6 protein-coding genes are annotated in these 8,813 nt (G+C 66.4%); 3 read left to right on the top strand and 3 right to left on the bottom strand.

From position 1 onward, the window contains the following. Positions 1 to 11 precede the first annotated feature (11 nt). The 3 genes from EBN03_RS31365 to EBN03_RS31375 are packed head-to-tail and all read left to right on the top strand — an operon-like array spanning position 12 to position 4,566. Positions 12 to 1,373, top strand: a complete 1,362-nt coding sequence (locus EBN03_RS31365; RefSeq protein ID WP_199743050.1) for a salicylate synthase — start codon at positions 12 to 14, stop codon at positions 1,371 to 1,373. Then, a complete protein-coding gene (locus EBN03_RS31370) occupies positions 1,370 to 2,962 on the top strand; it encodes an MFS transporter (protein ID WP_122191789.1) in 1,593 nt (530 codons plus the stop codon). Before EBN03_RS31365 ends, EBN03_RS31370 begins: the two co-directional genes overlap by 4 nt. Then, positions 2,959 to 4,566: a (2,3-dihydroxybenzoyl)adenylate synthase gene (locus tag EBN03_RS31375; protein ID WP_122191790.1), complete on the top strand. Its 1,608-nt coding sequence runs from the start codon at positions 2,959 to 2,961 to the stop codon at positions 4,564 to 4,566. Before EBN03_RS31370 ends, EBN03_RS31375 begins: the two co-directional genes overlap by 4 nt. 579 nt (positions 4,567 to 5,145) lie before the next feature. Here EBN03_RS31375 and EBN03_RS31385 read toward each other — a convergent pair. The 3 genes from EBN03_RS31385 to EBN03_RS31395 all read right to left on the bottom strand — a co-directional run. Beyond that, the gene (locus EBN03_RS31385; RefSeq protein ID WP_233608763.1) at positions 5,146 to 5,988 is read right to left on the bottom strand and encodes a hypothetical protein; all 843 of its coding nucleotides are present in this window, start codon (positions 5,986 to 5,988) and stop codon (positions 5,146 to 5,148) included. A 923-nt stretch (positions 5,989 to 6,911) separates the two neighbouring features. Beyond that, positions 6,912 to 7,583 (bottom strand): hypothetical protein, encoded by a 672-nt coding sequence (locus EBN03_RS31390; RefSeq protein WP_122191791.1) that lies wholly within the window; start codon positions 7,581 to 7,583, stop codon positions 6,912 to 6,914. A gap of 461 nt (positions 7,584 to 8,044) precedes the next feature. Continuing rightward, on the bottom strand, positions 8,045 to 8,813 hold a 769-nt coding region (locus tag EBN03_RS31395; RefSeq protein WP_158675798.1), incomplete at its 5' end, for a S1 family peptidase.

The raw sequence follows: 8,813 nt of genomic DNA on the forward strand, positions 1-8,813 counted from the left end.
ACGAGAGCCCGGTGACCCGAGAGCTCGGGCCGGCAACCGAATTCGATCGGACCGTCCCGACCCCGAGGGCGGACCCGATCGAGGTGGTCACCTCCGTGGTCCGCTCCGGGCTGCTGTCCGACTACCTGGTGTACGAGCGATCCCAGCGCTGGTACCTCGCAAGTAATCCGCTCGGCGAGGTCACCGTCGGCCGGGATTGGATTCGCTCGACGCTCGGAGGCGAGCACGCCGAGAACTGGGTGGGCAGCCCGTGGCCGAGGGTGCACGCCGCATTGCGGCGGACGCCGGCCGACAGCTGGCGCGCTTACGGGTGGGCATGCTTCGAACTGTGTCGCCCCGACCGGGCGGCACCCTCGGAGGTACTCGCGCACATCATGGTGCCCACCGTGGAGCTGGAAATCGCCGACGGATCGACCCGCATACGGTCGACGAGTCCTGCCCTCGGTGCCGACCTGGCGAGGGTCATCACGAATATCGGCGCAGGCGAACCGAATCCGGAATCCTCTCCCGTTCGAAGCGACGAACTCGACCGGCATTACCTCGGCCTGGTCGAGTCGGCCGTCGGGCGGATCCGGAGCGGCCTCCTGCAGAAGGTGATCGTGTCGCGCACCGTGGACATACCGTTCGAGGTGGATATGCCCGCGACCTACGCGGCGGGACGCCGGGCGAACACGCCGGCCCGCTCCTTTCTGCTGGATCTCGGCGGATGGCAGGCAGCCGGGTTCAGCCCGGAGACTGTGCTGGAGGCAGACGCGTCCGGGTCGGTCGCGACCCAGCCGCTGGCCGGCACCAGGGCGCGCACTGGGGACCACGCAACCGACCATGCGCTGCGCACGGAACTGCTCACCGATACCAAGGAGATCTACGAGCACGCCACCTCGGTGAAACTGGCCTTCGACGAACTGAACACCGTCGGTCAGGCCGGAACCACTCGGGTGAGCGAATTCCTCACGATCAAGGACCGCGGAAGCGTGCAACATCTGGGTTCGCGGGTCGAAACCTCGCTGACGCAGGCGCGTACGTCATGGGATGCACTGGCTGCTGTCTTCCCCGCGGTCACGGCCTCCGGAATCCCGAAGACTGTGGCCTGCGAGACGATCGGCGCTCTCGAATCCGAACCACGCGGCCTCTACAGCGGTGCCGTGCTGATGGCGGACAGTACGGGCGCACTGGATGCCGCGCTCGTGCTGCGCGCGGTGTACCAGCACGAGGGGCGGGCATGGCTGCGCGCCGGCGCCGGGGTCGTCGCGGCGTCCGATCCCACACGTGAGCACGAGGAGACCTGCGAGAAATTGACCAGTGTCGCGCCGTATGTCGTTCCTGCGGTAGGCGCTTGGTCCACCTTCGACCGGAAGGACGGGCATCGGCGATGACCGAGACGACCGACCCCCTCGACACAGCCCGAAACCGGCGCTGGACCGCCATCGTCGCGGCCTCAGCCGCGACCGTGATGACGTTGGACATCACCGTTGTCAACATCGCGCTCCCCCGGATCGGATCCGATCTGCACTCAGGGCTCGACGGACTGCAATGGGTGGTGAACGCCTATACGCTCACCTTCGCGGCGCTGCTGCTCATTGCGGGCGCGCTGTCCGACCGCTTCGGCCGCCGCCGGATCTTCACGTTGGGCACCGTCGTGTTCACCGTCGCATCGGCGGCGTGTATGTCCGCGTGGTCCACCGAGCTGCTGATCGTCGGGAGAGCGGTGCAGGGTATCGGCGGCGCCATGATGATGGCCACCGCACTGGCTCTCATCGCCGGCGCCTATTCCGGTGCCGAACCGGGCCGGCGGGAACGCGCCGTCGCGATGTTCGCCGCGGCCGGAGCCCTCGCGGCGACGGCCGGGCCGATCGTCGGGGGCCTGATCATCGACTCGATGAACTGGCGGGTGATGTTCGCGGTCAACATCCCCCTGGGTGCCTTCATTCTCTATGGCGCGCTGCGCCGGGTCGACGATGACCGCCCTGGCGGCGGAACCATCGACGGAATCGGATCCGTACTCGCAGTACTCACCTTGTTCGCGATGAATTGCGCACTCGTCGAGGGGCCGCACAAGGGCTGGCGGCAGTCCGACGTGGACCTCGCGCTCGGCGGCAGCGCGGTTCTGGCCGTGGCGTTCGTGGTGGTGATGGTTCGGCTCGGTGATCGTGCGATGCTGCCGCTGCGGCTGCTCCGCATTCCCTCGTTCAGTGGCGCCATCCTGCTCAGCTTCGTCGCCCGGATGGTCAGCTTCGGGATGTTCCCATTCCTCATCATCTGGCTCAGCGCATCGCTGCGCTTCTCGCCGATCCGTGTCGGTCTCGTGCTGTCGGTGCTCGCGGTAGCACTCATGGTGGGCGCGCCGATCGGCATGGGTCTCGCCAAGCGCATGCCGATCGCACGCGTACTCGCGATCGGCATGCTGCTGACCGGAATCGGCATGCTCACGGCCGTGCCGATCGGTCCGGACGCCCACTGGACAGCGCTACTGCCGATGCTGTTGTCGACCGGTTTGGGCAGCGGCCTGGTGTTGCCGCATCTGCTCGACCTCGCGATCGCCGTCGTACCGCCCGCGGAGGCGGGAACCGCCTCCGGAGCGGTGAACAGCTTCCTGCCGCTCGGAACCTCGCTCAGCATCGCCGTTTACGGTGCCGTCTTCACGGCGAAGGTGGACTCGGCCATGCCCGGGCAGGCGCTGCAACGGACCGGCGTGCCGGCCGAAATCACCGCGCAGGTCCGCGATCTCGCGACGGCGGGGCAGCTCGAGGCCGCTGCCCGGCTGGCACCCGGCGCAGCGGCACCGATCCATTCGCTCGCCACCTCCGGCTATACCCATGCCCTGTCGGTGATCTTCCTGATCAGCGGCGTGGGCGCGGTCCTGTCCGCATTCGCGAGCCTGGTGCTCGTTCGGCCCGAGGACAAACTCGCGGCCGTTCCGCAATCGGCCAGGCATCCGGAACCCGTTCGGAGACAGGAACTATGACACCTGACCAGCGCAGAGGCTTCGTCGAGTTTCCCGCCGATGTCGCGGATTCCTACCGCCGGTCCGGATACTGGGTCGATCGTCCGCTGGGAGAACTGCTTCGCGAGGGCGCCGCACGGTGGCCCGACCGGCCGGCTCTGCTCACCGACACCGGGCCCCGCACCTATACCGAGATGGACGTCGCCGCCGACCGGATGGCGTACGGATTCCTCGAGCTCGGCATCATGCCGGGAGACCGGGTCGTGATGCAGTTGCCGAACGTTCCCGAGTTCTCGACGGTGTTGTTCGGGCTGCTGCGGGCGGGCGCTGTCCCCGTACTCGCGCTGCCCGCTCATCGGCGCAGCGAGATCGAGCACTTGGCCGCCGTCTCCGGTGCGACAGCGTATCTCGCGGCGGACACGTTCGGCGGCTTCGACTATCGCGAGCTGGCCACCGCCGTCCAGGCCGCCGTACCCACGGTGCGCCACGTCGCGATCCTCGGCGAGGCAGGGGCGTTCACGGATCTGCGCACACTGGCGACCGACGGCGGCGCCCTACCGGACATCGATCCGACCGACATCGCGGTACTGCTGGTCTCGGGTGGCACCACGGGCCTACCGAAGCTCATCCCCCGCACACACGCCGACTACCGCTACAACGCGACGGCCAGCGCAGCGGTTTGCGGCTTCGGCCCGGAAGACGTGTACCTGGCGACTCTGCCTGCCGCACACAACTTTCCGCTCACCTGCCCCGGCATCCTCGGCGCCCTCGCGACCGGCGGCGCGGTCGCGTTCGTCACCGACCCCAGTCCGGACAGCGCCTTCGGCGCGATAGAACGACACCGGGTAACAGTCACCGCCGTGGTGCCGCCGCTGGCCCGACTATGGTGCGCCGCAGTCGAATGGGAGCCCCATGACCTGTCGTCGCTGCGGCTGCTACAAGTCGGCGGCGCTCGGCTGACCGAGCCAGACGCCCGAGCCGTCGCACCCGCACTCGGTGTGAGACTGCAGCAGGTATTCGGAATGGCCGAAGGCCTGATCAACTACACGCGGCTCGACGACCCGGACGACATCGTCTGCACCACACAGGGCCGCCCACTGTCGCCCGCGGACGAGGTGCGAATCGTCGATAATGAAGGGAAAGATGTGGCGCCCGGAGCGGAGGGCGAACTGCTCACCCGTGGGCCGTACACGATCCGCGGCTACTATCGCGCGCCACAATACAATGCGCACGCCTTCACAGCCGACGGCTTCTACCGCACCGGAGACATCGTGCGCCGCCTGACCAGCGGCCACCTGATGGTTTCCGGACGCATCAAAGATGTGGTCAACCGCGGCGGCGAGAACATCTCGTGCGATGAACTCGAAGAGCACCTCTCGTCCCACCCAGCGATCCAGCACGCGGCCGTCATCGGCATCCCCGACGCGGGACTCGGTGAAAAAGTCTGCGCCGTCCTTGTCGTCAGCGGCTCCATGCCTACCCTCGCCGACATCAGAACCTTCCTCTCCGATCGCGGCCTGGCCACCTATAAACTTCCCGACCTGCTACGACGAGCCGAGGCACTGCCCGTCACCGCCGTCGGCAAGATCGACAAGAAAACCCTGCGTTCGCTACTGCAACGATGAGAAGCTTCCGTTCATGAGCGCGGCCGGCATGCCTTGGCAGATCCGCCGGAATCTGCGCACCGGCCGAAACCGATTCCGCCCCCGCAGTGGTCCATCCCCCTGCGGTGGACCACCGCGCCCGCCAACCCGCCCCCAGTCGCGGCTCTGCCCCGATGTGACACCTGGTCGGTGGAGGTCCCTGTCGCGAGTTCGGTTGCGCGAGATGGCACATCGCGGCGAATTGCCAGATATCAGCGTGCGCCGCCGGGGAAGCGACTTGCGCAGCCGTCCGGCTCGACTCACGTGCGCGGGCGGCCGTGAGTATCTCGAGAAGGGGCGCCACGCTCACGCAACCTGGCCAGGACCGTGGAATGCTCGACACCCAGATGCCGACCGACCCGAGCAGAAGACCAACCCAGGCCGTAGAGGTGGGCGGCGTCGTCCACTTGCCCGGGAGACAACCCACGGCAGCGCATCGGGACACCATCGGCGACCTACCCAGTATCCGACTGACCGCGCGACGCTCGATGCCGAACCGGCCGCCCAGCTCATACACCCAAAGTGGTAGGACGGCGTTGCCCATCGTCGCGGGAGGCGAGTTCAGCAGTGCACGCCGGTGACGGCGAAGTGTTCCACCCGCGCGACGTGGCCGCCGGTGGAGACGGCGACGGTGAAGGTGCCCGGACAGATGGGGTGCAGTGGAATCGTCACCGACCAGGGCGCATTCGTGCCTCCGGCTGGAATTCCGGACACCTCGCCGACCGGTTGTTGCGGACTCGGCCCGCCGCGCACTTGCACCCGCAGGCTCTCGTCGACTCCGGTGACGGTGCCACCTGCGGTCAGTGGCGAGGTCATCGCCGAACCGTAGCCGGGCGTCGTCAGCGACAGGGTCGTGTCTTCGGTGCCGACGACTTCCCAGGGTCGGTCCGCGCCCGCGCCGATCCGGACCAGATGCACGACCGCGGCCGTGGTAGTTGAACCCTCGCCATTGTCGAAACCCACACTCACCCAAGATTGATCGCCACGGACATCGGTGCGCAGTATCTTGTCGACGTTCGGATAGCCGAGGTACTGCTGGGTGAACATCTGCGTGACCAGCCCGGCATCCAGGTGCCAGGGTTGATGCCCGCCCGGGTTCGCTTCTTGCTGCCAGGCCCGCGCTTGCGTGACGCTCGTGAACGGCCATAGTGGCTGGTAGCCGAAATGGGGCGCTGCGGGTGCCGACGTCGCCCCGGGTGTGCCGGGCGTGCCGGCGGTGGTGCCGGACAGCGGCGCTGACACCGGGCCGAGCGAGGTCGTCGACGGCGCGGTTGTGGCAGTACCGACACTGCCGTTGTGCGGGACGATCAGGGCCAGTGCCACGACAGCGATCGTCAGTGCGGCGACCACGAGAATCGCGGCGATTGCCGAAAATCGTCTCGGTGGGGAAGTTGTGTATGTCATTTCCAGAACCTGCCTCGGGCTCGGTGAACCGCGTCGATCGAGGGTTCTGCGGTCTGTATTACCACGATCTCTCATGGCCCGAGCGCGCAATCACCATCATGTGCGCCGAGAATCAGCCGAACACTACTGCGATAAATAACAATCAATAGTTGTGTCCAACTCGGAAACCGAGACTTCCCTGCGAATCCGTTCTCCGCGAACTTCATCGGCGTGAGTACAACTCACTGACCGACAACACCGAAACGAGGGAGACGAGAATGCAATTCACTGGCCGGTCGTTCGCCTGATGTCGTTGCCGCGGAACCGAAGAAGCCGCTGACCACCGGCCGGCCCGTCGAACCCCAGGTCTTACCCGGCCCCGGCCGCCGGAGCAGGTCCGGTTCGACACGACCACCGGCCGATACGCCCCACGGGCTGCTGCAATCCCGACAACAGACGTACTCGCCCCACTGCCTCACCTCGCAGTCGATTCATCGCCCATCAGCCGGGCATAAACCCTACCTCCCGTTGCTGACCGGCTCACCCCATTACGCGAAGACACAGCACTAAGAGAAAATGCCCCGCAACCACTGATTCCAGCGCCGCTTCGGGTCGGATCGTATCGCGTCCAGCGGCGCCGGCCCGCATTCGAGTCACACGAACTCGCCGGCGTTTTCGAATCCGGCAGCGCTCAGTTCCGTGACATCGACACCGACATACCGCTGCGTTTCGAGCGGATCGTCGTCAACCATCAGTTGCTCGCCACTGCGGCACGTCGGTCGGAATATCCCCGCCGCCGGTCTGCTGCCGGACACGGCGGCGCGAGGCTGCGGAATCGACCGAGGATGCGATCCGCGCCCGAGCGTCCTGTCCTACCTGTCGACGGCAAGAGATCGCCCCGGTGACCTGGAGAGTCACCGGGGCGAGTAGCCGTTCCGCAGCCGCTACTTGGCCGCGCTCAGGCTGCCCAGGCCGGCGAAAGCGCTGCCGGTGCCGGTGCCGGGCCCGGTGCCAGGCCCGGTGGTCGGTGGCGGAGTGGTGGTCGGGGTGCTCTGGCTGGCCGTGATCGACGGGCCCTGGGTGGAGTAATGGCCGGAACCCAGCGACCCGCTGTATTCCATACCGGTGGTCAGCGCGGTACCCGGGGCACAATCGGGCCCGACCTTGTACTGCACGGAGAACACCGGGGACTGATGGGCGAGCGGGCGATTCTGCACCGGCCAGTTGGTGATGCTGAACGAGACACCCACATAGCCACTGCCACCGTCGTCGGGCACCACCTCTGGATCCTTATATGGGTAGTCGGTCGTGCCGTTGTTCATCTTCGCCGAACCGGCGACGTAGCTCAGGCAGGCCGGATGCTCGTCCTTGATGCTGTAGAGGTATTCGTCCACGATGCTGTTGCGCGCGAATTGGGTCGACACCGTGATGACATCACCCTCCTTGGGTGACGTATTGCTGATCGTGCGGGTGAACTGCGACGAACCGTCGGTCCAGTTGATCGTCCCGGGCGCGGCGGCGGCCGGGCCGGCGCCGAGGACCGCAGCCAGCGCCCCGACAGCGGATGTGGCGGCCGCGCAGGCGACTACACCGCGAGCGATTGCTCGATATGCCATGAAATTTCCTTGCTCTGACGAGTGATCCGGAAGTGGATGGTAAATATGCGCCGATGGATTTGTGAAACAACAGATTCCGACGTATCGACAAGTGAACATTGTCACAGTGCGGTCTGGACTGAATGCCGGGCTCGACAACAAATTCTGGTAGACAAACCGTGAAGAATGGTTTCCGGTCGATTTTTCTGTCGGTACCATCACTCCGGTGAGCGGACATTGCTCACCCTCGACACGCCCCGGGCTGCGGTTACCCCATTGCTCGGTGCGGGGCTCGTTTCGATTGCGGCACTGTGAACCGTCACGGGTAACGCGACTGCCTGCATCCGGTGTTGCCGGGTCACACAATCACCTACCCGAGACATCGCCCATATACCAACGCGGCCAACAGGTTTCACTAAATACGCGTCGATGGTGTGGCGCCGCTGCGCGGTGCCACACCATCGACCCACTTCGGCAGTAATCTAGTTGGTCCGAACCTTCAGGCCGGGGACCGCCTCGAGGATCGTCTTGATCGGCACCGCCGAGTCGTAGGGTTGGCTCCAGGGGTTGATGTCGGGCCCCGACGTCGCGTCGCATTCCGCCTGAGAACCCTTGTTGCCGATGCTCGTGATGCCCAGTGCCCGGGTGCCGGTCACAACGGGTCCACCGCTGTCGCCGGGCAGCGAGCAGATGTGGTTCGCGACGAATTCGCCTTTCATCATGCGGCCGTTACCGCCGTCCATGGTCTGGTTGACAGCCAAGATGGTGCCGCAGCTGTAGCCGGCTCTCCAGCCGGACTTGCACACCGGCGCCCCGACCACGGGATCCGCGGTGCCGGTGATCGCCAGCGCTTTCCCGCCGGGGCCGCGAACGAAGTTGTTCTCGAAACGCTCGGCGGCGGCGTCGTCGATCTTGATAGTCGAGAAATCGACGCCATCAGGGCCTAGTACGTCGAAGGTGCCGATTGCAGGGTCGCTGGTGCCGGCGCCCAGGGTCAGGGGCGCGTCGCTCTCGTCACAGTGTCCGGCGGTGATGTTCACGATGTTGCCCGAACCGTCGACGCCGTTGAAGCCGAACGAGCAAACGCCGGTGGCGGCGATGGTGTAGGGGTCGCCACCCATGACGGCGTCGGGGGCCGGCGGCTTGGGCGTGGTGGTGGTGGGCTTGGGCGTGGTTGTCGTGGTGGTGGTGCCGTTTGCGACGGTGACCTGCTGGGTGGTGGTGGATCCGGCGACGCCGTCACGGCCGGAG

It is taken from the genome of Nocardia stercoris, assembly GCF_003696265.1.
Lineage (GTDB): Bacteria > Actinomycetota > Actinomycetes > Mycobacteriales > Mycobacteriaceae > Nocardia > Nocardia stercoris.

What these genes read in the sequence shown, in the direction of transcription:
- EBN03_RS31375 (WP_122191790.1), top strand. Translation starts at nt 2,959, where the DNA reads ATGACACCTGACCAGCGCAGAGGCTTCGTCGAGTTTCCCGCCGATGTC.
- EBN03_RS31370 (WP_122191789.1), top strand. Translation starts at nt 1,370, where the DNA reads ATGACCGAGACGACCGACCCCCTCGACACAGCCCGAAACCGGCGCTGG.
- EBN03_RS31385 (WP_233608763.1), bottom strand. Translation starts at nt 5,988, where the DNA reads ATGACATACACAACTTCCCCACCGAGACGATTTTCGGCAATCGCCGCG.
- EBN03_RS31390 (WP_122191791.1), bottom strand. Translation starts at nt 7,583, where the DNA reads ATGGCATATCGAGCAATCGCTCGCGGTGTAGTCGCCTGCGCGGCCGCC.